The 25,994-nt window shown below is 66.3% G+C and carries 21 protein-coding genes and 1 tRNA gene; 9 read left to right on the forward strand and 13 right to left on the reverse strand.

All coding sequences use genetic code 11. The annotated features are described in order from the left end of the window. Positions 1 to 29 precede the first annotated feature (29 nt). From pheA to KF833_09300, 5 genes are all read left to right on the forward strand, one after another. Positions 30 to 1,094, forward strand: coding sequence for a prephenate dehydratase (gene pheA, locus KF833_09280; GenBank protein ID MBX3745492.1), 1,065 nt, complete (start codon positions 30 to 32; stop codon positions 1,092 to 1,094). 31 nt (positions 1,095 to 1,125) lie between these two features. Then, positions 1,126 to 1,632 carry an META domain-containing protein gene (locus KF833_09285; protein MBX3745493.1) on the forward strand — a complete coding sequence of 169 codons (507 nt, stop codon included), beginning with the start codon at positions 1,126 to 1,128 and terminating at the stop codon, positions 1,630 to 1,632. Between the two features lie 186 nt (positions 1,633 to 1,818). Beyond that, positions 1,819 to 4,041, forward strand: coding sequence for a fused MFS/spermidine synthase (locus KF833_09290; GenBank protein MBX3745494.1), 2,223 nt, complete (start codon positions 1,819 to 1,821; stop codon positions 4,039 to 4,041). Between the two features lie 331 nt (positions 4,042 to 4,372). Then, entirely contained in the window at positions 4,373 to 4,828 is a 456-nt protein-coding gene (locus KF833_09295) for a VOC family protein (protein MBX3745495.1), read from the forward strand. A gap of 49 nt (positions 4,829 to 4,877) precedes the next feature. Next, positions 4,878 to 5,063: a hypothetical protein gene (locus KF833_09300; protein MBX3745496.1), complete on the forward strand. Its 186-nt coding sequence runs from the start codon at positions 4,878 to 4,880 to the stop codon at positions 5,061 to 5,063. Here the strand turns inward: KF833_09300 and crtI are convergent. Both crtI and KF833_09310 read right to left on the reverse strand, forming a co-directional pair. Further along, the gene (gene crtI / locus KF833_09305) at positions 5,051 to 6,562 is read right to left on the reverse strand and encodes a phytoene desaturase (protein MBX3745497.1); all 1,512 of its coding nucleotides are present in this window, start codon (positions 6,560 to 6,562) and stop codon (positions 5,051 to 5,053) included. The genes KF833_09300 and crtI overlap by 13 nt on opposite strands. 64 nt (positions 6,563 to 6,626) lie before the next feature. After that, a tRNA-Lys gene (locus KF833_09310) sits at positions 6,627 to 6,702 on the reverse strand. 326 nt (positions 6,703 to 7,028) lie between these two features. Between KF833_09310 and KF833_09315 the strand changes: the two genes are divergently transcribed. Both KF833_09315 and KF833_09320 read left to right on the forward strand, forming a co-directional pair. After that, positions 7,029 to 7,802 (forward strand): 1-acyl-sn-glycerol-3-phosphate acyltransferase, encoded by a 774-nt coding sequence (locus KF833_09315; GenBank protein MBX3745498.1) that lies wholly within the window; start codon positions 7,029 to 7,031, stop codon positions 7,800 to 7,802. Continuing rightward, positions 7,789 to 8,511, forward strand: a complete 723-nt coding sequence (locus tag KF833_09320; protein MBX3745499.1) for a GNAT family N-acetyltransferase — start codon at positions 7,789 to 7,791, stop codon at positions 8,509 to 8,511. Before KF833_09315 ends, KF833_09320 begins: the two co-directional genes overlap by 14 nt. A gap of 227 nt (positions 8,512 to 8,738) precedes the next feature. On the opposite strand, the gene KF833_09325 is transcribed toward KF833_09320, so the two are convergent. From KF833_09325 to KF833_09340, 4 genes are all read right to left on the reverse strand, one after another. Further along, positions 8,739 to 9,386 (reverse strand): phosphoribosylanthranilate isomerase, encoded by a 648-nt coding sequence (locus KF833_09325; protein MBX3745500.1) that lies wholly within the window; start codon positions 9,384 to 9,386, stop codon positions 8,739 to 8,741. A 10-nt stretch (positions 9,387 to 9,396) separates the two neighbouring features. Next, on the reverse strand, positions 9,397 to 10,131 hold the full coding sequence (dapB, locus tag KF833_09330) for a 4-hydroxy-tetrahydrodipicolinate reductase (protein MBX3745501.1): 735 nt from the start codon (positions 10,129 to 10,131) through the stop codon (positions 9,397 to 9,399). A gap of 34 nt (positions 10,132 to 10,165) precedes the next feature. Beyond that, positions 10,166 to 11,044, reverse strand: coding sequence for a 4-hydroxy-tetrahydrodipicolinate synthase (dapA, locus tag KF833_09335; protein ID MBX3745502.1), 879 nt, complete (start codon positions 11,042 to 11,044; stop codon positions 10,166 to 10,168). Between the two features lie 62 nt (positions 11,045 to 11,106). Next, complete coding sequence (locus tag KF833_09340; protein ID MBX3745503.1) at positions 11,107 to 11,973, reverse strand: type II secretion system protein; 867 nt, start codon at positions 11,971 to 11,973, stop codon at positions 11,107 to 11,109. 136 nt (positions 11,974 to 12,109) lie between these two features. Here KF833_09340 and KF833_09345 point away from each other — a divergent pair, with 136 nt between their 5' ends. Next, a complete protein-coding gene (locus KF833_09345) occupies positions 12,110 to 15,217 on the forward strand; it encodes a LamG domain-containing protein (protein MBX3745504.1) in 3,108 nt (1,035 codons plus the stop codon). Positions 15,218 to 15,361: 144 nt separating this feature from the next. Here KF833_09345 and KF833_09350 read toward each other — a convergent pair whose 3' ends face one another. The 3 genes from KF833_09350 to KF833_09360 all read right to left on the reverse strand — a co-directional run bounded on the left by KF833_09350 (position 15,362) and on the right by KF833_09360 (position 18,201). Beyond that, a complete protein-coding gene (locus KF833_09350; protein MBX3745505.1) occupies positions 15,362 to 16,174 on the reverse strand; it encodes a diaminopimelate epimerase in 813 nt (270 codons plus the stop codon). 209 nt (positions 16,175 to 16,383) lie between these two features. Continuing rightward, positions 16,384 to 16,974, reverse strand: coding sequence for a CHRD domain-containing protein (locus KF833_09355; GenBank protein MBX3745506.1), 591 nt, complete (start codon positions 16,972 to 16,974; stop codon positions 16,384 to 16,386). Positions 16,975 to 17,259: 285 nt separating this feature from the next. Continuing rightward, entirely contained in the window at positions 17,260 to 18,201 is a 942-nt protein-coding gene (locus tag KF833_09360; protein MBX3745507.1) for an FAD-dependent oxidoreductase, read from the reverse strand. Positions 18,202 to 18,678: 477 nt separating this feature from the next. On the opposite strand from KF833_09360, the gene KF833_09365 reads away from it, so the two are divergent. Further along, on the forward strand, positions 18,679 to 19,665 hold the full coding sequence (locus tag KF833_09365) for a malate dehydrogenase (GenBank protein MBX3745508.1): 987 nt from the start codon (positions 18,679 to 18,681) through the stop codon (positions 19,663 to 19,665). Between the two features lie 42 nt (positions 19,666 to 19,707). Here the strand turns inward: KF833_09365 and KF833_09370 are convergent, their stop codons facing one another. The 4 genes from KF833_09370 to miaB all read right to left on the reverse strand — a co-directional run bounded on the left by KF833_09370 (position 19,708) and on the right by miaB (position 25,939). Next, positions 19,708 to 21,957 (reverse strand): CotH kinase family protein, encoded by a 2,250-nt coding sequence (locus KF833_09370; GenBank protein ID MBX3745509.1) that lies wholly within the window; start codon positions 21,955 to 21,957, stop codon positions 19,708 to 19,710. 100 nt (positions 21,958 to 22,057) lie between these two features. Beyond that, positions 22,058 to 23,758 carry a CotH kinase family protein gene (locus KF833_09375; GenBank protein ID MBX3745510.1) on the reverse strand — a complete coding sequence of 567 codons (1,701 nt, stop codon included), beginning with the start codon at positions 23,756 to 23,758 and terminating at the stop codon, positions 22,058 to 22,060. A gap of 246 nt (positions 23,759 to 24,004) precedes the next feature. Next, entirely contained in the window at positions 24,005 to 24,559 is a 555-nt protein-coding gene (locus tag KF833_09380; GenBank protein MBX3745511.1) for a hypothetical protein, read from the reverse strand. A 15-nt stretch (positions 24,560 to 24,574) separates the two neighbouring features. Beyond that, positions 24,575 to 25,939 carry a tRNA (N6-isopentenyl adenosine(37)-C2)-methylthiotransferase MiaB gene (gene miaB / locus KF833_09385; GenBank protein ID MBX3745512.1) on the reverse strand — a complete coding sequence of 455 codons (1,365 nt, stop codon included), beginning with the start codon at positions 25,937 to 25,939 and terminating at the stop codon, positions 24,575 to 24,577. Positions 25,940 to 25,994 lie beyond the last annotated feature (55 nt).

Raw genomic sequence — 25,994 nt, forward strand, 5'->3', positions numbered from 1 at the left:
GTGTCGGGTCCGGAACACACTGGGTCGCCATGACCCTTGCGGAATTGCGCCTGGCCATTGACCGATGCGACGCCGAGATCGTGCGGCTGCTCAACGAGCGAACCCGCCACGTCCTCGAGATCGGCGCCATCAAGCAGGCCGCCGGCCAGGAAATCTACGCCCCGCAACGCGAACGCATCGTCCTCCAGCGCATCTGCAAGCTGAACAGCGGTCCCATCACCGACGCCTCCCTCCAGCACATCTACCGCGAGATCATGTCGAGCGCGCTGGCGCTCGAGAAGCCGATGACCGTCGCCTACTTCGGGCCCGAGGCGACCTTCACCCATCAGGCGGCCATCCGCCGCTTCGGCTCCAGCCTCCGCTACGCGGCCATGAAGACCATCTCCGACGTCTTTACCGAGGTCGCCAAGGGCCGTGCCGACTACGGTGTCGTCCCGGTCGAGAACTCCACCGAAGGGGTCGTCACCCACACCCTCGACATGTTCGTGGACAGCGAACTCAAGATCGTTGCCCAGATCATCCTCCCCATTCAGCACTGTCTCCTCGGCAAGGTCGCCCGGCGCGAGGAGATCCGGCGCCTCTATTCCCATCCCCAGGCCCTCGCCCAATGCCGGCAGTGGGTCCAGGTCCATCTCCCCGGCGCCGAGGTCATTGAGGCCTCCTCCACCACCCGCGCCGCGGAACTGGCCGCGCGGGGCCGCCACACCGGCGCCATCGCCAGTTCCCTGGCCGCCGAACGGTACGCCCTTCGCATCCTCGATGCCGACATCCAGGACAACTCGGCCAATGCCACCCGCTTCCTCGTCCTTGGCCGCCAATGCGGCGCCGCCACCGGCAAGGATCGCACCAGCCTCATGTTCAGCGTCGTCGATGCCGTCGGCTCCCTCCACCGTGCCCTCGCCCCCCTCTCGAAGCATCGGGTGAACATGACCCGCATCGAGTCACGCCCCAGCAAACGCAAGGCCTGGGCCTACTTCTTCTTCGTGGACGTGAAGGGGCACTACGACGATCCCCCGGTCGCCCGCGCACTCGCCGAACTCGGCCGTCACTGCAGCTTCGTCAAGGTCCTCGGCTCCTACCCCGACGCCGGTTGATCTCCGCCCCATGAAGCCCCGTCGCCCTCCCATGATACACACCGTCACGAGACCCCCTCGCTTCCACCTGTTCCGATGGTTCGCCCGGCTCATGGTCATCCCTGCCCTTGCTGTGCTCACCGCCGGTTGCGCCTCGAACTCCCCGTCCGACACCGCCGCCTTCGCCCCGGCCACAGGCGCTTCGGTCGCGGCCCTGCGGGACGCCGACCTTCGCCTGGTCCGCTGGGTCGAGGATGGCAAGCGGGTGAAGCCTCCCGCCGACACACCCGTTACCGTCCGTCTGGGAGAGGCCGGACGCCTCTCGGGGCGGGGACCCGTCAACCGCTACTTCGGGACCTTCGGATTCCTGGGCGATGGTTCGGTCTCGTGGCCCAACGCGGCCATCGGTTCCACCCGCATGGCCGGGCCGCCCGAGGCCATGGACCTCGAAATGCGGTTCTTCCAGACCCTCACGCGGACCACGGCGCTCGAGACCACCCCGGACGCCGTCCGCTTCCAATCCGCCGATGGCAGGAACATTCTGGAGTTCAGCCGGTGAACCGATTGGCTCCACGCGCGGTCAGCGAGCAAGGGAATGGAATCGGAGGGCCGAGTTCAACGATGCCGCAGGAAAGTGGAGCAATGGAACGGGGACTCGCGGAGCTCGTCCCTCCGAAGGGCTGCATTTTAACCGAAACTTCGGGGAGGCACTTCGGTGAACCTTGGCGGCCGGTGTAGTCCGGCCGTGGTCACCACGCTGTACGCCCTCACGCTCGCCCTGGGTTCGGCCCTGCTCTTTGCCGCCCAACCCATGGTGGCCCGCATGGCCCTTCCCGGCCTCGGCGGCTCCCCGGCGGTCTGGAACACCTCGATGGTGTTCTTCCAGGCCGCCCTCCTCGCCGGGTACGCTCTCGCCCACGGCGTCGCCCGACGCTCTGCGCCCGCCCCGCAGGCCCTTGCCATGGCCGTCCTCCTCGTTGCGGCCATCCTTTCTCTCCCCATCGCCCTCGTTCCCGCCGACGCTGTCCCGCCCCCCGACGCGCCGGTCCCCTGGTTGCTGGCCCGCCTCGCCCTGGAAGCCGGACCCCCGGCCGTCGCGCTGGCCATGGCGAGTCCCCTTCTTCAACGCTGGTTCACCCGCGCCGCCGGCCCGGAAAGGGATCCCTATTTCCTCTACGCGGCCGGCAATGTCGGCAGTTTTGGCGCCCTGCTCTCGTACCCGTTCCTGGTCGAACCGCTCCTCACCCTCGAGGTCCAGGCACGCTACTGGAGTGTCGGGTTCGGGATCTGGTCCGGGTTCGTCCTCCTGTGTGCCCTCGCGCAACGGCGCCAGCGGGTTCCGGTTCCCGCCCATTCGTCCCTGCCTTCTCCGACGGAATCGTCGCCGGCCGAAACCCATGGGGACGTCATCCCCCTTCGGCAACGACTGATCTGGATCTTCCTCGCCGCCGTGCCGGTGAGTCTGCTGCAAGGTTGCACGCTGTCCCTGACCACCGACGTCGCGAGCGTGCCGTTGCTCTGGATCGTCCCGCTGGCGATCTACCTCCTGACCTACGTCGCCGCCTTTGCCACCCACGGGCGGCCCCTGATCCCGCCGGCCCGGCGTGCCCTTCCCTTTCTTGCCGTCGCCCTGCTCTTCGTCGTGCTGAGCCGCGCCACCGAACCGGTTGGCGTGCTGATCGGACTTCACCTCGCCTTCCTTGCCGCCGCCGGGTTGGTCTGCCACGGGGCCCTGGTTTCCAGGCGTCCGCCGCCGGCCCAACTGACGGGCTTCTACCTGGCCATCGCCTTCGGGGGCCTGCTGGGGGGTGCCTTCAATGCTCTCCTGGCGCCGCTGATCTTCTCATCCCTTGCCGAGTACCCGCTGGCCATCGCCATCGCCTGCGCCGCCCTTCCGCGGCGGCGGCACCCGCGCCATCGAACCGGCGTCGAACCGCCCGCGTCCCTGGGTGCCGATCTCGCGGGTCCCGTGGCCCTCGCCGGGGTGACCCTGGTTCTCGGCCTGCTCATCCCGTGGGCCCAGGAGGCCCCCCGCCTGCGCAGCGCCATCGTGTTCGGTCTCCCCGCCATTGCCGCCTGCGCCATGATGGACCGGCCCCGCCGCCTGGTGCTGTCGTTGCTCGCGCTCTTCCTCGCCGGTTCCTGGCTGAACCCCCGTTGGTCCGGCACCGAATACTCCGAACGAAGCTTCTTCGGCGTCACCCGGGTGACCCGCGACGCCACGGGCGGGATCCGCCAGTTGATGCACGGGAACACCCTGCACGGCCGCCAGTTCCTCGATCCCGATCGTCGCGGCGAACCCCTCGCCTATTACCACCGCGAAGGACCCCTGGGCCGCATCTTCGCCGCCCTCCGGGAAAATCCCGGACCCCGGCGCATCGGGGTCATTGGTCTCGGTGTCGGCACCATGGCCGCCTACGCCGAACCCGGTGACATCTGGACCTTCTTCGAGATCGATCCGGCGGTCATCCGGGTGGCCCGCGATCCCGCCCGGTTCACCTTCCTCGCCGACTGCCAGGCCGACGACTGGCGCATCATCGAGGGCGATGCACGCCTGCGGTTGCGTGAAGAACCCGACGCCGCCTTCGACCTGATCCTCCTCGACGCCTTCAGCTCCGATGCCATCCCCGTCCACCTGATCACCCGCGAAGCCCTTTCCCTGTACCGCGCCAAGCTCCGGACGGGCGGCTGGCTCGCCGCCCACATCTCCAACCGGTACCTGACCCTCGAACCGGTCTTCGCCGCCCTGGCCCGGGACGCCGGCTGGATCTGCCGCGCCGCCGAGGACGTCCTCGAGGACGACTTCCCCGGGAAGGAACCCTCCCACTGGGTCGTCCTGGCCGCGGCTGACAGCGATCTGGGGTCACTCCCGCGACGCTTTCCCTGGCTGCCCGCCGGCCTCGATCCCCGCGTGTCCCTCTGGACCGACCAGCGTTCCAGCGTCTTCGAGGTCTTCCAGTGGCGGTGAGTTCCTGACGCTGCCAGGCAGGAGGCCGTGCATCCCGGAGTTGTGGGTCGAGGCGCGAACTTCGCGAAGCGTTGCCTCGGAGGGCCGAGTTCCACGAGGTCGCAGGGGAGTGGAGCGTTGGATTGAGGACTCGCAGAGCTCGTCCCTTCGATTCGCTGCCTCCTCACCCACAACTCCGGGATGCACGGGGCAGGAGGCGGGCCCCTGTTCGGGCCTTGCATTTTCATGTCCCCGCCGGTGGGAATGCTTCGTCGTTGCGGGGTGGCCGATAGCGGCATGCGCCCTCGAACGAACCGCCATTGGAAGACCCTGCCGATTCCCAGGATGCACCATGAACTACCCGACCCTGAACGCCTATCTGACCGTCGAAGACGCCGCCCGTGCCATTGAGTTTTACCGGGAGGCCTTCGGCGCCAAGGAACGGTTCCGCCTGACGGACCCTTCGACCGGCCGGATAGGCCACGCGGAGATCGAGATCGAGGACGGCCTGCTGATGCTGGCGGATGAGAATCCGGCATGGGGCAACCGTTCCCCCAAGACCCTTGGGGGCAGTCCGTGCAAGATGAACCTGATCGTGGCGAATGCGGACGCGACATTCGCGCGCGCGGTGGCGGCCGGGGCCGTCGCGCAGATGCCACCCACGGACATGTTCTACGGCTTCCGCAACGCCGGGGTGCGCGATCCGTTCGGCCATGAATGGATGATCCAGCACAAGCTCCGGGACGTCAGCCCGGCCGAGATGCAGGCCGGCTGGGAGAAGATGTTGAGGACCGGGGACTGCGCCTGATCGGTTCTTCCAAGGGCGCAGCTCAAGCTCTTGTTGGCGAAACTGCTCCGTGAGCGCCGATCGGACCTGGCCGATGCTGCCCATCCATTTTGCAGAGGAAAGAGCCCGGCAGAATGAACGCGAGGAATGGGAACGATTCCAGCAAGTCGCCACCCTCGCGGGAGCCCCGATCTCCCTCGACGAGGCCCGTCAATTCACCGAGGCCCTGGAACGACGGAACGACTATTCGCCCTGAGCGGGTTGGGAATCCGGACGCAGGTCGCGGTCCCACTGGACGACCTTGCGGGCGACGAGCTGGCCGCAGAGGACGACCATGGGCATGCCGCCGCCGGGGTTCACCGAGCCGCCCACGAAGAAGAGATTGGGGTACTTGGTGCTCTGCTTCGGGGCCTTGAAGGCGAGGTTGCGGAAGCGGTCGCTGACCACGCCGTAGATGGAACCCTTGTTGGAATAGTACTGCTGGCGGATGTCGAGCGGGGTCCAGCAGTGCTCGAAGACGATGTGGCGGCGCAGGTTTTCGAGGCCCATCCGTTCGAGCTTGTCGAGGAGCCGCTCCTTGAAGGCCAGGTAGTCTTCCCGGGTGAGGGGATGGTTGTCGTCGATGTAGGGAATGTGGGGAAGGATCTTGAGGCCGTCGCAGCCCGGCGGCGCCACCGTGGGATCGGTCCGCGACGCGGCCACGAGGTAGATGGTGGGATCGGACGGGAGCTGGCGTTTCCGGAAGACGGTGTGGAAGTGTTTTCGCTGGTTCCCGGAGAAGAAGAAGTTGTGATGCGCGAGCTGGGGGTACTGCCGGTCGAGGGCCAGTTCGAGCACCAGTCCCGAGCAGGCGGGTTCGAAGCGGTCGAGGCTCCGCAGGAATGCCTTGTCCTCGCGCAGCAGGCGTTCGTAGGCGGGGATCACCTCCATGTTGGAGACCACCAGGTCCGCGGGATGAAACGTTCCGTCGGCGACGACGCCGGTGACGCGCGGGCCGTCGGTCCGGACTTCGGTGATCTCGCTGTTGAGGCGGACCTCGATCCCCAGTTCCCCGATCAGGCGTCCGAGGCCGAGGGCGATGCCGTAGAGGCCGCCGTCCACGTACCAGAGGTCATGCCGGAACTGGATGGTGGGCAGGCAGTTCATGAAGGCCGGCGCGTGGTAGGCCGAGGAGCCGACGTACTTGATGAAGTAGTCGAACACGTCCTGGAGGTACCGGGTTTTGAGGAAGCGCGCGGCGCCGCCGTGCATGGTCCGGAGCAGGTCGAACCTGGGGAACTTCGACAGGCCGTAGAACTTCCGAAAGTCGCGGGAGGTGTCGAGCCCCTGCTCGAAGTAACCGGCCTCGACCAGATCGTAGAGATCCGAGGAGTACTTCAGGAAACGCTCCACCCGGGCGGGGTCCTCGCCGACCTTGCGGGCCTCCTCCGCCATGCGTTCCGGCTCGGGGTGGAGGTCGAGGACGGTTCCGTCCTCGAAGAAATTGCGCCAGTGGGGTCGCAGGGGGCGGATCTGGAAGTAGTCGCTCATCCGCTTCCCGGACCGTTCGAACAGCCGTTCGAAGAGGTGGGGAAGGGTCAGGATCGACGGGCCGAGATCGAAGGTGTAACCGCGGTCCTTGAGGACATTGAGTTTGCCGCCGATGCGGGCGTTTTTTTCGTGGACGGTGACGGCGTAGCCCTCCTGGGCGAGGGAGATGGCGGCCGACAGGCCGCCCAGGCCGGATCCGATGACGATCACCCGCTTGGGTTGCATGGGGGTATAGGCTTTGGTGAACCGGATTCGGACGGGCCACAACGGATTCCGGGGATTCCTGAGGTGGTGGGTTGGGTGGGACTCGAACCCACGACCAACGGCTTAAAAGGCCGCTGCTCTACCGATTGAGCTACCAACCCTTTTCTGCGGCAGGTCCCGGTGGTTGGGGCGCGCCGTGTTCCGAAGAAGGGGCACGCTAGAGGGCGGGAGGATGGGGTCGCAAGGGCATTTTGTGGCCGGCCGAACGCGGAGGAACTCCTGCCTTGCTAAGCCCGACGGGCTTCTGTTTCCCTCGGCGTCAAGTGCGTTGAACTCGTCGATCTGCATCCACGCCAACAGCACCGGCTCCCCGTGCGAGAGGGTTGCGTCCCACACGGATCGGGGGGCGGTTTCGGAAGGTCCCCAGCCTGTCGCCGTCCTTGGCGCACGGGCTGCGGAGGGCACGGAGTGCGGTGCGCCGACGCCCGTGCACGGTCCCTGGCGGCTGCCGGCGCGCCGCGAGGTGTGGCGCCAGCCGATGCCGCACCTGCCGCGCTGGCGTCAGCGGTGGATCATGCGGACGATCCTGGCGTTGTTCGGGCGGGATGTGCGGGCGGTGCACGGTCGGGAACGGCTCGATGCGGCGGGAGACCCGTTCATCCTGGTGGCCAACCATAGCACCCGGCTCGAGGCGCTGGTCCTCCCGGTCCTGTTCGCCTATCTGCGGGAAGGGCGTTTGATCTCGTTTCTGGCCGATTGGAACACGGCCCTGATTCCCGGGATCGCGACGATTTTGCGGGATGGCGAGTCCATCCTGCTGGTGCGCAAGCCGGCGAAACCGGCGTTCCTCAACGTTTTCAAACCGTTGTTTCAGCGGAAGGGCCCGGCTTTTGAACGGGCGGCAGGCGCGCTGCGGCGGGGCCGGTCGGTGGGGATCTTCCCGGAGGGCACGACCAACCGTCACCCGACCCGGCTGTTGCGAGGCTTCGACGGCGCGGCGCGGCTGTCGCTGGAAACAGGCCGCCCGGTTCTGCCGGTGGGCGTGCGGTTTCCCGGGCAGGCTGCCGACCGCCCGATTCGCGACCGGACCCCGATGGAGGTCCATTTCGGCGCACCCTTGGTTCCCGACGGTCCCACCCCTGAACCCACCCGCGATCAGGTCCGAAGCTGGCATGAGCGGGTCATGCAGGAAATCGCCCGGCTGAGCGGAAAACGATGGGAAGCCGGGGCCACGCGAAGGAAATATCATGGCCTTGACTGAACGTTTGCGGGTTGTCCGCGTTGAATCCGAAGCCGAAAGGGCGTTCGCCATCGAAGTGATGCGGGCGACGTACAAGCAGGAGAAGAACTGGATCACCCGCGACGAGAAGCTGTTTCCGGACGACGAACTGGGCAATCCGGCGGTGTCGTGGTTTGTGGTGTTCGACGAGGACCGGCCGGTCGGGACGCTGCGGGTGCTCTACGATCTCCCGCTCGAGCTGTACCAGGAGTACGGCTTCAAGACCCTCGGGGGCATCGACATCGAAGAATTCATCCGCCGCAATCGCATCGCCGAGATCGGGCGGTTCGCGGTGCTGCCCGAGTATCGAAGCCGGATGGTGGTGGTGGGGACCCTGATGCGCCAGGCCAGCCTCGAGACGGTCGAGCGCGGCTATACGCATTACGTCACCGACATCTTCGAGGGCGAGGCGCACAGCCCGTACAACTTCCATACCCGTGTCCTCGGCTTCCAACCGGTGGCCACCCACGACACCGGCGAGTTGAACTGTCCCAATCGGCGCATCACCCTGATCCTCGATCTCGCCGCGGGGTACCATCGATTGAAGGCCCAGGGTGGCTGGCTCTTCCGCTTCTTCACCGAAACGTGGCCGCCTCACGTCCACGAAAAACTCGGAGCCCGCCCGCCCGGAGGCGCGCCGCCTTCCGAGTCGCGCCCGATCCTGCCGCGGGTCGTTCCAGCCCCCGTCTGATCGGCCCCGCCCCAACCGCCGCCGGCGGTGTTTAGTCCCCGGCCATTCCCGGCCGGGAAGGCGCTTTCGTGGGCCGCGTGCCTTCCGACCCGTGCATCCCGAAGTTGTGGGGAGAGGTGCGAATTTCGCGAAGCGACGTCCCGGAGGGCCGAGTTCCATGAGGCCTCAGCGGAGGGGTGCCATGGATTGAGGACTCGCGGAGCTCGTCCCTCCGATCCGCTGCCTCCTCACCCACAACTCCGGGATGCACCGCCTTCCGACCCTTTCGCTGCGGCAATGAAGTCACGTACCCTGGCGGGATCCTTTCTTCCGGGAGCGCATTCGACGCCGCTGGAGACATCGACTCCGTAGGGGCGAACGTGGAGGACCGCCCCGGCCACGTTGCCGGGGTTCAGTCCGCCCGCCAGGATCACCCGGCCCCCTCGGACCACCGCGTCCCGAGCCAGATCCCAGTTGAAGGTCCGTCCGGTCCCCCCGTGGGATCCGGCGACATAACTGTCGAGCAGCCAGGTCAGAGGACGGTAGGCCTCCATCCGGTCGAGGGCGGCGGGGCTGTCCACACGGAAGGCCTTGATGACCCTGGCCGACCCGAACCGGCGGCAGAAGTCCGGGGATTCGTCCCCATGCAGTTGGAGCGTGTCCAATCCCGCACGTTCCAGCGTCCCGGCGACGGTGGGGAAATCGGCATCGACGAAGACGCCGACCCGCGCGATCAGGGGGGGCAGGGTGTCGGTGATGGCGCGGATGGCGTCGGGGTCGAGGTAGCGCGGGCTCCCCGGGTAGCACATGAAGCCGAGGGCATCGGCGCCGGCCTCGATGGCTGTCCAGGCGTCTTCGGCCCGGGTGATGCCGCAGATCTTGACGCGGACAGGCATGGGCGGGGCGTCAGTGCAGGCCGAGGACATCCTGCATGTCGTAAAGGCCCGGGGGCTTGCCGAAAACCCAGCGGGCGGCCCGCAGGGCTCCGGTGGCGAAGGTCTCGCGGCTGCTCGCCTTGTGGGTGAGTTCGAGGCGTTCGCCGTTGCCGGCATAGATGACCGTGTGGTCGCCCACCACATCGCCGCCGCGGAGGGCATGGACACCGATTTCGGCGGATGGACGTTCGCCGACGATTCCGGCGCGTCCGTGGCGCAGGACCTGATCGAGTTGCCATTGACGCACGGCGGCCAGGGTTTCGAGCAGGGTGGTCGCGGTGCCGCTGGGGGCGTCCTTCTTGTGGCGATGGTGCATCTCCACGACTTCGAGGTCGAAGGAGGGGCCGAGAATCTCCGCCGCTTTCCGGGTCAGCCAGAAGAGGGTGTTGACGCCGGTGGAGAAATTGGTGGCGAAGACGATGGGGATGCGCGAGGCGGCCTCGTGAAGTGCGGTCTTCTCCGTCTCGCCGAGCCCGGTGGTGCCGACGACGGCCGCAATGCCCCGCTCGGCACACAGTCGCACGACCTTCGGGGTGACGGAGTGGAAGCTGAAGTCGATGAGCACGTCGGTGCCGGGAAGGGCGGCGGACAGGTCGTCCCCCACGTCGATGCCGGCGGTGACCAGCAGATCGGAGGTGCGGGCCGCACACGTCAGGAGGGCCTGTCCCATGCGGCCCTTGGAACCGTTGATCAGAATCTTGGTCATGAAATCGTGGGAGATTGGGTGGATGGGCGCGCCGTTACTTGAGCAGGCGCAGGGCGCGGAGGGTGGCGGCCAGTTGCTCGCGATGCGCGGACGCCATCGGGCACAGGGGCAGCCGGTACTCCTCCGCCATCATCCCCATCATGGCGAGGGCCGCCTTGACCGGGACGGGGTTGGTCTCGAGGAAGAGATCCTTGAAGAGGGGGTAGAGCTGGGCGTGCCGTTTTCGCGCGCCAGCGGGATCCCCCGAGGCGAAGGCTCGGACCATGCGGGATACCAGGCGGGGGGCGACATTGGCGGCCACGCTGACCACGCCCTGGGCGCCAACGCTCATGAACGGCAGGGTCAGCGAATCGTCGCCGCTGAGAATGGTGAAACGGGGTCCGCAGGCTGCCCGGAGCTGGCTCACGCGGTCGGCATTGCCACCGGCTTCCTTGATGCCGATCACGTTGCGGCAGTCGGAGGCGAGGCGGCGGACGGTGTCCACGGCGATCTCCACCCCGCATCGGCCGGGGATGCTGTAGAGGATTACCGGCAACCGGGTGGATTCGGCGATCTCGCGGAAATGGCGGTAGAGGCCTTCCGGGGTGGGCTTGTTGTAGTAAGGGGCGACCTGGAGGGTGGCGTCGGCCCCGAGTCGCGCCGCCTCTGCCGTCAGATAAACCGCCTCACGGGTGGAGTTGGCGCCCGTTCCGGCCATGACTGGGACGCGTCCTTTCGCGAACTGCACCGTGAGCTCAATGACCCGGAGGTGCTCGGAATAGTCGAGGGTGGGGGATTCCCCGGTGGTTCCCACCGGCACCAGACCGTCCACGCCCCCTTTCAACTGCGCCTCGACCAGGCGCGCGAGCGCTGCTTCATCGAGTTTGCCGTCGCGAAAGGGGGTGACGATCGCCGTATGAGTCCCGGTCAACATGGGGCCGCGAGCATGCGCCAAGGCGGGACCCCGGGAAACGGCATTCTTTGGAGGCCGCCACCCTATTCCCGACGGGTGGCCCGCTCCTGCATCCAGCCAACGTCCCGATTGTTGGGGGACGGTTGATCGAATGGAATGATGACGCCGGGGCGCAGTCCTGGGGTGGTGCGGGGATCCAGCCATTTGCGCAGCTCCGAATGGCCGTCGGCGAAGGAAAGCCCCCCCGAACCTCCGTGGTAGCTCGCCGGCAGATCGATCATCCGGAACTGTTGTGGCTGGTTCGGATGCCCGGTCATGTCCACCACGAACATGCCGTCGTTGATGCTGTCCTCACGTTCATCCAGGAAGACAAAGGTCCCGGCCGGTCCCGGGTCCGCCATGTCCGTTGTCTTCCGGTAGATCCGCCAACCCGGCCCCGACCAGCCCATGTCCCGACCTTCTCCGCGTCCGCCGACCCAGTTGAGCATGGACATGCTGCGCACCCGGGGGAGGAGAGTGCCGCGAAACCGGACGGTACTTCGGTCTCCCGGGCACTTGAAGATGCCCTCGCTTCTGCCGCAGTAGGGCCAGAGGGGGCTGGCATGGATCCAGAGCGTCGGGTCCCAGTTGTCCCGGTTGTTCCCGTCGAAATCGAGCCAGTCATTCATCCAGGCGTGGGGACCATGCTTCACGAAGGGGAGTTCCTCACGACTGTCCTCGGCGTACATCCGCCACGCCAGGAGGAGCTGGCGGTGATTGTTCATGCACCCGATGGCCTGAGCCTTCTGCCGGGCCTTCCCCAAGGCTGGGAGAAGCATGCTGGCGAGGATGGCAATGATGGCAATGACCACCAGCAGCTCGATGAGCGTGAATCCGGTTGCGGCACCGACATGCCGCCGGGCATGGGGCTGTGCCGGGGCCGGGCGGAGGTCTGCGTGACAGGGGTTCATGGCAGTTGCAATTCGGGATGAACGACAGGTGCGGCGCACGGCCAGCCGACCCCATCGTCGTTGGTGATTCTTCACGGTTCGGTCATGGTGCCGACACCCGATGGAACCAACCTAACCGTTCGAGCTTTGTTTTCCGATGCGAACTTCGAATCTTTCACGTGACATTCTCGCCGTGGTTGCGGCGGGTGTGGGATGCCTCAACCTGACCGTCAACGCCGCCATCACCGGCCAGTGGGACTTTGCGGGCGGCGACCTTGCGGCCAGCACGGGGCGGGCCTTGGAGTACCTGGACGGTGAGGGTGGCGCCACCGCAAGCCAGACGCGATTCGGCACCACCTCGGCGCTGGGAATTCCCGACATCGGCGGGCAGCCGGCGCATGTCATGGGATTTCCCCGGTCCCTGCCCAGCATGGGATACGTGGTGTATCCCAATGCCGGACCCAACGGCGGAGGCCTGTTTGTCAACCAATACACGCTGATCTTCGATCTCCTGTTTCCGGCCGAATCCTCGACCCAGTGGCGGGCGTTGATCCAGATTGACGACCCCAGCAACGCCAACGACGCCGAGCTGTTCATCAACCCGTCCGGAGCCATCGGCATCTCCGGCTCCTACCAGGGAGCCGTCCAGGCCAACACCTGGCACCGCATCGCGTTCGCCGTGGACCTCGTTGCCCCGGGCGGCCCCCAGCTTCGGAAGTACATCGACGGCACCCTGGTGGGGCAGCAAACCCTGGGCAGCGGTGTGGACGGTCGCTGGGCGTTGAGTCCCAGCGGGGGGGCGTTCGGAGAGTCGGCCCTGCTCTTCACCGACAACAACGAGGATGGCGGCCATGTGCAGCCGGGATTCGTCAGCAGCATCCAGATCCACGATGAGGCGCTGTCCTCCGCCCACCTCGCCGCCCTCGGCGCCCCCAACGGCGACCGCATTCCCGCCACGGTCTCGGTGCCCGCCTCCATCACCTCGCTGGAACCTGCGCCCGATGCCATCAACGTCATGCCCTCAGCCCCAGTCGAGGTGGTCATCGCATCCGGTTCATCCCCCGTGGCGCCGGCCTCTGCCAGCCTGACCCTCAACGACCAGCCGCTGCCGTTGTCGATCATCGAGGAGGATCGACAGTTCCGCCTTCAAGGGACCCTGCCGGCGCTGGCGGCCGGCTCCGTCAACACCCTGCGTCTCGCCTACACGGATCCCGCCTCCGGCGACGTGGTGCGGATCTGGATGTTCCGCATGGCCCCCTACGCCGAGGATCTGGTTCTGGAAGCTTCCCTGGGCACGGGTCTGGTGGCCCACTGGCCGCTCGACGAAGGCCTTGAGAATCCCCATACCACGCTCGTCACCGACGTGGTCAGTGGCAATGCCGGGACGCTGAGCAGCCCGGACCCGACAGCCGCCTGGAGCCTGGGCGCGGATGCCCGCCTGGGCGGCGCGCTGCGGGTTGATGGGGAGAATACCTACGTCGTCATCCCTGCCAGCGAGACGCTGGACCTGAACTCGGACCAGATGACGCTGGCATTATGGGTGAACCTCGCCCAGTTGCCGGCCGACCTGTCCGAGGCGTTTGGCGGCATTTTTGATTCCGTGGGCGATTCCTACGTGCTGTACCTGGATCGCGGTGCCAACGAACTCCGGTTCAAGGTGACCGCTGCCAACGGTCATGCCGCCCGGCCCGGCATTCCCGCCAACCGGCTGGCCACCGGCACGTGGCTGCATGTGGCGGCGGTTTACGATGGCCGGGCCGGTGCCACCGCGGGCGAAGCGCGGATTTACCTCAATGGCCAGCTCATGGATCGGCATGTGGGCAACGACGGGGGTGGAGGCACCGGCTTGTTGGGAGCCGTGCGTGCCGGCCAGGTCGCCGGCCTCGGCCGCAACGGCGATCAGGCCACCGGGTTCTTGAATGCCACGCTGGACGACATCGCCGTCTGGAGCCGGGCGTTGACCGACGACGAACTGGGTTACCTGGCGGCCGGCAGGGCCGTCCCGGCACCGCAAACTCCAGATCCGCTGACGATTGTCGCCCAGCCCCAGGCCGGACCGGCGCTCGAAGGAAGCCTGGTGGTCCTGCGGGTCGGAGTCGAAGGCGGCTCCGCGCCCTTCGCCTTCCAATGGCAACGCAATGGCGTGCCCGTCGCCGACGCCACCACGTCCCAGCTCGGCCTGGTGGCTGGAACGGACACCGCCGGGACGTACACCGTGGTGGTGACGGATGCCTCCTCCTCCTCCGTGGTCAGCGAGCCAACCGTGCTCACTGTCGTCGCTCTCGCCCCCGAACCCGCCCAGTCCCTGACCCAGGGGCTCGCAGCGCACTGGCCGTTCGATGATGGCGTCGCCTCCCCGCTGGCCACCAACGTCGTGGACGTGGCTCGCGGCACGCCCGCCTTTCTGACCGCATCCCAACCCCAGGACGCATGGTTGGGCGCTGACGCCGGCCGCTTCGGCGGCGCACTGCGGTTCGATGGGCAGAACGTCCATGTCACGGTCCCCTCGTCGCCCAACATGAACCTCGGTTCCGACCAGGTGAGTGTTACCGCCTGGGTGAAGCTCAGCATGCTTCCCTCCGAACTCCCGGAGGCCTTTGGCGGCGTCTTCGACTCTGTTCCGGACGACTACGTGCTCTACCTCGACCGCGGCAATCGGGAACTGCGCTTCAAGGTAACGGTGGGTTCCGGACATGCGGCGCGGCCCGGCATTCCCGAGGAACGGCTCACCCTCGACGAATGGATCCATCTGGCCGGGGTGTACGACGGGCGCGCCACCGAAGGCGCAGGGGAGGCGCGCATTTACCTCGACGGCGAATTGGTGGATGCCCATCTCGGCAATGACGGAGCCGGTGGCGCCGGACTGACCGGTCTGGTGCGCTCGGGTCAGACCGCGGCCATCGGTCGCAATGGTTCAGAGGCCCGCTATTTCCTGGAGGCGGCCATCGATGATCTGGGCATCTGGAGCCGGGCGCTCTCCGAGGCCGAAATCCAGTATCTCGCCGCCGGCAATGCCATCCCCGGTCCCATCCCGTCCGTCCCGTTGGAACTGACCGGGTTTTCGGTGGACGGCGGCTTCCTCACCTTCTCCTGGAACGGCGGTCAGCCTCCGTTCCAGGTGCAACGCCGTACCCGGTGGACCGGCTCCGAATGGGAAAACGTGGGGGCTCCGACCGAGTCCCGCATGGCCACTCTGGCGATGGACGGCGAAGCCGGGTTCTTCAGGGTGGTGGCCACGGGGACGCCCGACCCGGCCCGGCCTTGAGCCGTATCCATGCAGGAAGGGGGATGGCGATGGCGCCGCAGAGTCTCGGGCAAGCCGACGAGTGAGCGAGGCGCGTGTCGGGAACGGTGCAGGCAGCAGGCAGGACGAGAGCCCCCCTGGTTTGCCGGGCCTTCAGGGTTCGCGTCAGAGTTCGATCCGGCCCTCGAAGACGAAGGTTGCCGGGCCCTTGAGGCACACGTTGTCGAACTGGCCGTCGCGTTCTGTGAAGGACACCGACAGTTCGTCGCCGCCTTGCACCCGCACACGCACCGGTGACGGGAAACTGTGGCGCCGGGCGCTGACCAGTGCGCTGGCGGTCACCCCGGTGCCGCAGGCAAGCGTTTCCCCTTCCACCCCCCTCTCGAAAGTGCGAACCCGGATCCAGCCCGGTTCCAGCACCTCGACGAAGTTCACATTGGTGCCCGCAGGCCCGAAGTGGGGGTGGCGGCGCAGTTCAGCGCCGGTTTCGAGCACCATGGCCCGGTCCGCGTCGGGGACAAACACCACCGCGTGGGGAACGCCCGTGTTTACGAAGTCCACTTCGAGGGGTCCTCCGGAGGTTTCAATCCCATCCCCAAGCCTCAGGCCGCGAGGTGGCGTCAGCCGGATGCTGACCAGTTCCCCGTCGTAGGTGCCCTCAATGATCCCCGCGGCGGTCTCAAAGGTCACCGAGGGCCGATCCCAGCCGGTGACCTTCCGGATGAACCTGGCGAAACACCGCGCCCCATTGCCGCACATCTCGGCCGCCGATCCGTCCGAGTTCCAGAACTGCCAGGCCCAGTCCGCCCGCCCCGTCGAACTCGGAACCAGCAGCATCAACCCGTCAGCCCCGATTCCAAAGTGGCGATGGCACAGCCGCGCCACCTGCCCGCGGGTCATCACCACCTGCCCCGCCCGGTTGTCCATCAGGACAAAGTCGTTCCCCGCCCCGGTCATCTTGGTGAACTCCAAAACCATCGCGGCGGCAGGTTAGGCGTCCGCCCTGCGGAGCAAAGGGAATTATCACCGGCGGAACATCAGGCGCTTGCCCCGGGCACGGATCCCCTGTCGCACCGGGACGCCGAAATCAAAAAGCGGCCCCACAGGGGGCCGCATCGGCTTCGGGGCCTCGCGGACGAAGGGCGAGGCGTCGGACGGGAAGGTAAAGGGCTCGAAGCGCCGTCGGCTCAACGCTGCATCCAACGCCGGACGCCCACCACGGCGGCCAGTGCCGGAGCGAACAGCAGGACCATGGGCGAATGATCCGGCACCGACGCCAGGTAGCCGCGAATCTCGCCTCCAGGAAAGGTGGTCGTGTGGATGTTCACATAGGCCTTCCCGGCGAACATGGCCGCCAGCAACCCCGCCTCGGCCGTTTCCGGCGTTGACCCATGGTTGCCATAGAACGCCGCGGTGTAGCTGGCCGGATCGGAAAGGTCCCATGTCCCATTGTAGGCCCCTTCGGTGAGGCCCACAGGAAACCCGGGGAAGGTCACCGGATAGGTGGCCACTCCAACGTTCCCCGTGTTCGGCTCCGCCGTGGGCGCATGGATGTGGGCAACTGTGGTCCCCGCAACCAGGTCCGCGAAAACGATCGAGACGGTGAGCGTACGGACGTCGCCGTCGTACTTGACCACAGCGCTTCCCGTCCCCGGCGATACCACCCCTTCCGCCAGGGCGGTCAGGCTGGTTGCAAAGGTGTGACGCGCCCCTTGGGCGGATTGGCCGAGCACGCACAGCGACGCGGCCCCGAGCATGGCGATGAAGGAACGATTCATGGTGACCCGACAGGTAAGCAAATATGGTGCGAGGGGCGATCTCCCGTCCGGTACCGCCCCGATATTGCTGCATTTCCAACAAGAAAGAGTGTCCCGGGGAGCAATTCCTCCCCGGGGCGCAGTGCTCCAACTGTAAAACTTCCCGACACTCCGGCGTGGCGTCCCGTCCATGGAAGCTCTCTGCAGAGCAGGGAACCTTTTGTGTTGGATGAGCTTCTCAATGAGGGAGGACGTTCCTGGCAGGCTGTAAGGGAATACGACACCCTTCGCCATGGACCTGACAGGCTAGGTGAGGACTTCGGCAAGTGCCGCACCCGCGGCGTGCCCGGAGAGAGCGGCGGCTTCCACGCGAGGGCCCCCGAAGGCGTCACCGGCGAATCCCAAGGGCGCAGGTGCCCTCACGACCACAAACGGTTCCGGATGGACACGGAGCGGGACGCTGTATCGCCAGCGATGCAGGTAAGTCGTGGCGACCGGACTTCCCAGCCAGGGCTTTGCCGCCGCCAGCATCATCGCGGTGACCTCCGGTTCCGGCGTTTCCCAGTGGTCCCGGCTGAATTCCTGTCCCGCATGAAGGGTCACCACCGGAGTCGAGGTCGCGGAAACGCCCTTGAGGACGTTGTCCGCCATCCACAGGAGCGGTTCTCCGCTCATCCAGAGACCGCCGGGCTCAGGGATTTGGCTGGGGCTGGTTAGCGTTGCCAGCAGGGTGAGGCACGGCGCGTAGTCGATCTGAGCCAGATCCGATCCGGCAGGGTCTGGAATGGTCACATGGCCTTCCTGAAGCAAGGCGAGACTCTGGGGAACGGGCGCTGTCAGCAGCAGGGCCCGGGCAGTGTGGACAGATCCATCTTCCATCGAGACCTTCCAGCCGGACTCGGCAGCTTCGGCGCGGACGGCCTTTGCCTGGAGCCGGACGTCGAGGCCTTCGGCGAGATGTTTGGCGATGGAAGCCATTCCACCATTCCCCCGGTAGCGGGGCACCCCGTTGTCCCGAAATGTGCCGTCCGGGGCATGGAATCCGGTGGACCACTGACGGGCCACCCCTGCCTCCACCCAGTCCCGCACCAGCGCCCGGAACTGGGAATCGTGGGCGGTAAAGAACTGGGCACCAAGATCCGCCGTGTGATCACCGAGGCGGCGCGTTGCCAGGCGTCCGCCAACCCCGCGGGCTTTCTCGATCAGGCGCACCTTGCGACCCCGGTCGCGGAGCACTCGGGCAGCCACGAGTGCGGAAAGGCCAGCGCCCAGGATCAGCACATCAAGGGAATCACTGTCATTGTGGGTGTTCATGGTCTGGCGGCATGATGCGAATGGACCGCCTTCCACCCAATGTGATTCTGATCGCCCGCCGTCCGGAGTGCCCACGGGGCAGGGGTAGGACAGTTGGGTCTTCCAAACATAAAGTCAGGCATCTTATTAATGACGCCAAAACAAATGGTCAGGCAGTGTATAATGGTCAGGCAGTGTATTGATGACGCCCGATCCTCCGGGATCCACGGGGATCTGTCGCCGGGGATTCCTAAACAAAAAGGCAGGCACAAAGTTGATGACGCCAAGAGAAGGTCAGGCATATAATTGATGACGCCCCACCCTCCGGGATCCACGGGGATCTGTCCTCGTGTCCTCGTGACGCCGAGGCGCTTGCAGGTCTGTCAGGCCATCAGGTAAGCTGATGCCTCAACCGAACCTGACATTAGTTCCATGAAAACTCCCATCCGTGTCGCCGTCACCGGGGCCGCCGGCCAGATCGGCTATTCCCTCCTCTTCCGGATCGCCTCCGGCTCGATGTTTGGACCCGATCAACCGGTCATCCTGCACCTCATCGAGATCGAACCGGCGCTTCCGGCACTGCAGGGAGTGGTGATGGAACTGGACGATTGCGCCTTTCCGCTCCTCAAGGGGGTGGTGCCCACGGCCAGTCTGGACGAGGGATTCAAGGGGGTGAACTGGGCGTTGCTGGTGGGGTCGGTTCCCCGGAAACAGGGGATGGAGCGCAAGGACCTGCTGGGCATCAACGGGAAGATCTTCATCGGCCAGGGACAGGCCATTCAGCGGAGCGCAGCCACGGACGTCCGGATCCTCGTGGTGGGCAACCCGTGCAATACGAACTGCCTGATTGCCATGAACAACGCCCGGGCCATCCCTGCGGACCGGTGGCTGGCCATGACCCGTCTGGACGAGAACCGTGCCAAAACACAGTTGGCGAAGAAGGCCAGCGTGGACGTCACCGCCGTCTCGCAACTGGCCATCTGGGGCAATCACAGCGCGACGATGTACCCGGACTTCTTCAATGCACGAATCCACGGCAGGCCGGTGCCCGAGGTCATCGGGCACCATGAGTGGCTGCATGGCGAGTTTATCACCACGGTGCAGCAGCGCGGCGCCGCGATCATCAAGGCCCGGGGCGCCTCCTCCGCCGCCAGTGCGGCCAATGCGGTCGTCGATACCGTGCGCTCCGTGGTCCAGCCCACCGCCTCCGGTGACTGGACCAGCATCGCGGTTTGCTCGGACGGCAGCTACGGACTGGAGAAGGGCCTCATCTGTTCGTTCCCCATCCGCAGCGACGGGCGACGGTTGGAGATTGTGCAGGGCGTCCCGCTGAATGAGTTCTCCCAAGCCCGCATTGCGGCCACCGTGAACGAGCTGAAGGAGGAACGGGAGATGGTCCGGGAATTGATACCGGCCTGAAGGACTTCAAGGACTTCCCGCCAGGGGAGGCCGCTCGGGGCCTCAGCGATTCGGCTGGCCGGGCGTTGGCCTCATGAACTCCCAACGTCCGGCTTCCCGCGCCGACCGCCCGTACGCGACGTCCCTCCGCTGCGGACCAAAGGCCACGAAGTCCATCACCGCGTTGCCTCGGTCGTCGCGATCGACCAGCAGTATCTGCTCACCGTCCGCGGACAGCTTGAAATTGGCGTGCAGGCCGGGTTGATCCCCGCCGTCCTCATCGGCCCAGACCAGGAGGAAGCCCCCGGGCGCAAGGGTCGTTCCATCGGGTATCCGCCACTTGCGCGGGCGTTCGGGATTGTCGCTGAGGAACCAGCCGGACAGGTCCACAGGTGCGTCCGTCCGGTTCCAAAGCTCGATCCAGTCGTCGAAATGACCCTGGGGGTCGGCCAGGGTCGTCCCGTTCGACGCCATCAGTTCGTTAATCAAAACTGGGCTGCCCCCGGCCACAGGGGGCGCGAAGGTGATCTCGAAGGTCTCCTGCTCCGCCCGGGCCGGCGCGAAGGAGGCGGCATGGGCGGCATTTCCTGAGCGGGCCTCCACATAGTAGCGAATGCGGGTGCTCACCGGCGCCGGCGGCAGCTCCACCTCGAAGTCCAGCGTTTCCCCGCCGCTTTCCCCCGAACTGCCGGGCCCGCCTGCGACCATGGCAACCGGTGTGAACGGGCCGGTGTCACCCTCGCGGCGGTGCAGCCACACCGAGTCGATGCCCTCCCCTCCGTACGGTCGAATCGTGGCCACAATGCGTGCAGCCCGGGAGGAGTCCGCCAGGGAGGGGCCCATCACCGACACGATGGACGGTGGAATCGGGCGGATTTCCACGTGGTTGGCAAGGTAGGCATGACGCAGGCGGACGTGATTGGTCAACGCGGTCAACGCGGTGCGGAACGCCGCCATCGTGAAGCCACGCCGCGTATCCCCCTCGAGGGCGTCCTCGATCAGGGCCCTCTGGCGGTCCATCAGGGGGACGACGGTCTCCACCCGGAACGACTCGTCCAGCACCGTGCGGAGGTGGGCCAGGTAGCGTTGACGGAGTTCCGGGATGGCGAGAAGGCGGCTGATCACCGGGCGATTCGCATTGCCCACGCCTTGCAGGGGGTTGAGTTGGGCGCGGGCTGTTCCGAACGCCTCATTGCCATCGTGCTGGAGTGGATGGAGTCGCCCGCTCTCCGGCTCGAAGTAGATCCCGTAGTCAGCCCCCTTGTTCCAGTAACTGTCGTCGTCCGTGTACACATTCTCGACCGCCAGGAACCACAACCAGCGATCGACCGCCAGGACCTCCTCCACCCGGTCGCGGAAGGCCTCGGCCGGGGCGTTGTTCAGAACGTCGGCGGCATGAATCAGGTTGGCCCAGGCGTTGGAGGTGCCGTCCTTCTTCAACTCGTAAAGCGCCTGATAGCGGGCCGGGTCGTCGCCCAGGTACATCAGGGCCCGTTGGCCGCTGGCAAATCCCCCTCCTCCCCCGCCCCCCGGTCCTCCTCCTCCACCCCCTCCGCCGCCCCCGCTGGGCGCCTTCCAGCGGTCCCCGCGGTTGCTGGCGAAGTATTCGCGGATCAGTTCGCCGTCCGTCTGTTGGGCCAGCACATAGACACCCCAATATTCGTCGTTGATATACAGTTGTGCGAAACCCGCCCGAGGCCCCACGGCGTATTGCCGGAGCGCGTTGAAATAGAGGGGCTCGCGCATCAGCGTCGAATCGCTGAAGGCGTTGTTGAGGTTCAGGGTCCGGTAGCCCTCCAATGCCCGGTCCGGATCGGAGTAGTCGATCTCGATGTTCAAGGACTTCTTGGCGCCGCTGAGAAAATAGGAGGTGTTGCCCTTGTACCGGACCCCCACGCCGGCGTACTGCACGCCTTCGAACTCGAGATCTGCCGCCAGGTTGATCGCCGTGGCGTAGTTGGCCGTCAGGCGGGAACGCCAGTCGGCCTGGGCGAACCGCAGGTGGAACGTCCGGAGTACCGCCGCGTCGTACAACCCTTCGGTCGCCACCCCCCGCAGGAACCCGGCCCCCGCCCCTGGGTTGACGACGATCGGTGCCGTCCAGGCCACTTCGCCAGACCCGGTTCGGACGGTCCCCATGGACGGCACATCCACCCAGCGTACAAGGTCCTCCGACCTCTGAAACCGCCACTCCGTGCGGGCATCGTCCGCCATCCCGACCCGGAATTTCTGCTCACCGACCTCCCAGCGCAGCCCGGGCCCGGCCAGGGTCGCCGATTGCGCCGTGCCCAGCATCAAGACGACCAGGGCCACGGCCGGTGCAGCTTTCGACCAAGGGGCCCAATCCTGGCAGGCGCCGCGGTGACGAAGGCGTGGCATGGACGAAAAGGGGAAGGGGGTGTGGACGCACGGATCAGGATTTGTCCGGTCGCCGGAGGGCCGGCAGCGGGGCCGTCTGCACTTTGGGGTGGGACAGCAGGTAGGCCCGGCGCCGATCGGCAAACGTCTTGAGGCTCATTGCACGCTGTGGCCCGCGAAATCCGCCTCCGCCGTCGCCACCGGCTTCATCATCCGTCAGTCCCCCGATGAACCGCTCGTAACTGTCGAGCTTGCGGGTGTCGATCCGCACATCCTCGGCGATCCGCCCCTGCAACTCCGAGGCGAGCGGACCCAACCGGTCCCAGTCCAGCCAGTGCTGGGCCATGTCCCGCACGTAACCCAGATAACGGGCTTGCAGGGCCGGCACGGCCAGCAGGCGGCTTCGCAGCGGTTTGCCGGGATCGTCGAGGCCGACCAGCGGATCGAGTTCGATGCCACCCCCCCCTGCGCCCCCGCCGCCGAAACCCGGCCCGCGCGGTCCCATTCCGGGTCCCCCGCCGCCGGCGCGGAAGGTCTCATTGACGTCATGGGGGATCAGGTGGAACCGGCCGCGCGTGTCCTGACACAGGTTGTAGTCACTCGCCCGCACCCAATAACCGTCGGCGTTGATCAGGACGTTTTCGAGGGCGAGAAACCGGAGCGTGCCGTCGATGTCGAGCAACGGTTCCAGCGCCGCTTCGAGCCGGTCCAGGGGCGTCTGGTTGAGCACCCGGCAGAGGCGGATGAGGGCCGTCCACGACTTCTCGTCGTTCCTGCTCTTGATCTCATAGAGCGCCCGGTAGGGAGAGGGATCCTCACCCAGATAGGTCAGGCCTGCGTTGCCACGGGGACTGCCGGGAACTTTCCATCGCGCCACCTGCGTCGAGTCGAACCAGTCCCGGGTGAAGTCCGTGTTGAATTGCTGGGCATTGATGTAAACGCCCCAGTTCTCCCCGTTGATGACCACACGCACAAAGTTGGCCCTGGGGGCGGGCAGGTACTCACGGGAGATGTGCAGGGCGAGCACCGTCCGGAGAAACGTGGGATCTGTGTGCGAGTTCAGGAGGTTCAAAGTCCGATACCCTCCTAACCGTTGGTCCTTGCGCCACTCGTTGAGAGCCAGATTCAGGGAGCGCTTCACGCCTTCCCCCACCGTAAAATACGACGATGCCCCGCGAAAATGGACCCCCACCTCATCGAGCACCTGGCCGTCCACCGTGAGCCGTGCCGGGACTTCCACATCGGTATTGTAGAAGTCCGAGAGTTCCCGCTCCCAATCCGCACTCTCAAAGTCCAGAAACAGGGTTCGTACCGTGTCCGGATCGTACAGTGGGGCATCACCTGCCGGCGCCACATCGGACGGAGCCAGCCGGATGCCGGGACTTGGAGCTGCGGCATCCCCGGCCGGTCCGCCGAACCTGGGGCCCCGGGGCCCACCCCGGCCCGGACGGGTGTCCGCCGCCAGGAATTCCCGCGCCGCGGCCCTTTCCCCGGCATCGAGGCGCTTGTCTCCATTCCTATCGAACTGGGACAAAACCTTCCGCTCCGCGCTATTCGGTCCGCCAAATCCGGGGCCACCAAATCCCGGGCCGCCCCCGGGTCCCCCAGGGATCCTTCCCCCCTGCCCGAACGACGGTGCCCCATCGAATCCGTCTCCCGGACCGGGGCGCTGGGCCGGAGGAGGGGTCTGGGCGCAGAGGTGCACGGTGACCAGTGCGGTTGCAGCCGAGAGTCCGAGGGCGTGGAAGCGTTTCATGGAGTGCCTTGCGTGGATCACGGGCGCCCGCGAAAGAGTTCGATCCCAGGGGCCATTCCAAAATAGCGCCCTTCGGGAGGTTCCCCGGTTCCGGGTCTTCTGTCGCAGGCTGCCAACCCGTGCGTCGCCACACCCGCTTCCATACCGCCTCTGCCCGGTACAGGGCTTCCGCTCGATGACGGATGGACGGTCTGACGGGACGGATCCCGGAGTGGCGGGGACGACGCCGGGACGACGGAGGCACTGTCACCGGATGGGGAAGACCGTCAGGCCGAGGATCACCAACAGCAGCGCCAGCCCCAGTTGCCCGAAGGCCGCACGCCGGATCCTTCCGTCCGTCGCGCTGAGCCATTCCAGCAGATCCCGCATCCGCCATGGCGAAATCGTGAACCAGATCCCCGCCACGATCCAGGCGTAGGCCAGACCTGCGATCACCCAGCGCCATTCCGAGGGATGCCATCGCGCCGTGTCCACCAGCAGCTTGGCCAGCAGCAGCAACACAAGGGCGAGCCCCCGGGCCGCCAGGAGATCTGACACATAGACACAGGTCAGCACCCCGATCGCCGCGAACCCCAACAGCAGGTAAGGCTTGTAGGCCGAAAAATCCGCCAGGGTCTCGTTTCTCACATTCCACAGGAACCACGCAGTGGCCAGGGCCATCAGCAGGTACCCGATCGGCTTCGAGCGGGGAAACAGCCCCGACCAGCGTCTCCAGCCCTCCGGGTCGCGCAGTTGCCATACCGGCGCAACCGCCATTCCAAGGCCCAGAAGCACAGACAAACCCGCCAATGAGAGTGACATAGTGAAACTTGGATTTCAGTCCCCGTCGAGACCCGCCAGGACAGGCTCCGCGTACAGAGTGAACGACCCGACACGGGTCACACGCACGTCGAGCAGTTGGCCCACGTGCCTCGCAGATCCCTCCAGCACGACAATCTTGTTGCACCCGGTCCGACCTTCGAGGCGGGCGGTGTTACGGTGGCTCGGACCCTCGACCAGCACTTCCACCGTCCCCCCTAGCAATGCCTCGTAGCGGCGGGCGCCAATGGCGTTCACCAGCTCCAGGAGTCTCCGGTGACGTTCCTCGATCACCGCCTCCGGAACCGGATTCGGCAGACTCGTTGCAGGCGTGTCCCGCCGCGGCGAGTACTTGAAGAGGTACGCCTGGTCGAACATCGCCTCACGAACCGCGTCCAGCGTCGCTTCGAAATCGTCCTCCGTCTCCCCGGGAAATCCCACGATGATGTCCGTGCTGATCCCTATGCCGGGTCGCACTTCCCGCAGCCGTGACACGATCTCCAGAAACCGCGCCCGGGTGTAACCCCGGTGCATCGCCTTCAGGATGCCGTCGCTCCCGCTCTGCAAGGGCAGATGGGCGTGGGAACAGAGCTTCGGCAGACGCCCGTAAGCCTCGATCAGATCCCTGCCATACCCCTTCGGATGAGGCGACGTGAATCGAATCCGGCGAATCCCCCGGATCGAGTGGACCGCCTCCAGCAACTGAACAAAAGGGCTGTGCCCGCCCCTTACCGGAATCATCCGCCGCCCATAGCTGGTGACGATCTGACCCAGAAGCGTCACCTCCTGCACGCCCAGCCCGGCCAGTCGCTCGCACTCGGCCGTGATCTCGCCAATCGGACGGCTCCGCTCCCTGCCCCGGGTGAAAGGCACGATGCAGAAGGTGCAGTGTTGGTTGCATCCCTGCATGATGCTGACAAACGCCTTGACTCCGCTCGGACCCTCCCCGGCAAAACGCAGATGCTCGCGAATCTGGCCTTCGCTGCCCGGCTCCTCTCCGGTGTCCACCACGCGCTCGACCCGGCCAGAGCGCAGGGCGTCCAGGTGGTCGGCTGCGTGATGCAGCTTCTGGGTCCCGAGCACGAGGCGTACCTCCCGGCCCTGTTCCGTCAGGGAGGCACCGCGGCTCTGCGCCATGCATCCTAGATACCCTAGGATCGTCTCCGGACGATGCCGCCGCGCTGCCCCAACCAGAGCCTGCATCTTTCCAAGAGCCTTTTGCTCGGCCAGATCACGAACGCTGCAGGTGTTCAACAACACCACATCCGCCTCGCTCTCGGAGCCGGCCAGCTCATACCCCCGGGCCGCGAGTTGCGCGAGGACCGCCTCGCTGTCGCGCTCGTTCATCTGGCAACCGTAGGTCTTGATGAAAACTCTCGGCATGGCTGCTCTGGTCCCGGCACGCTACGGGACCCGGGGTCTCGCTGCCAAGGGCAAG

The organism is Verrucomicrobiia bacterium (assembly GCA_019634625.1).
Taxonomy (GTDB): domain Bacteria; phylum Verrucomicrobiota; class Verrucomicrobiia; order Limisphaerales; family CAIMTB01; genus CAIMTB01.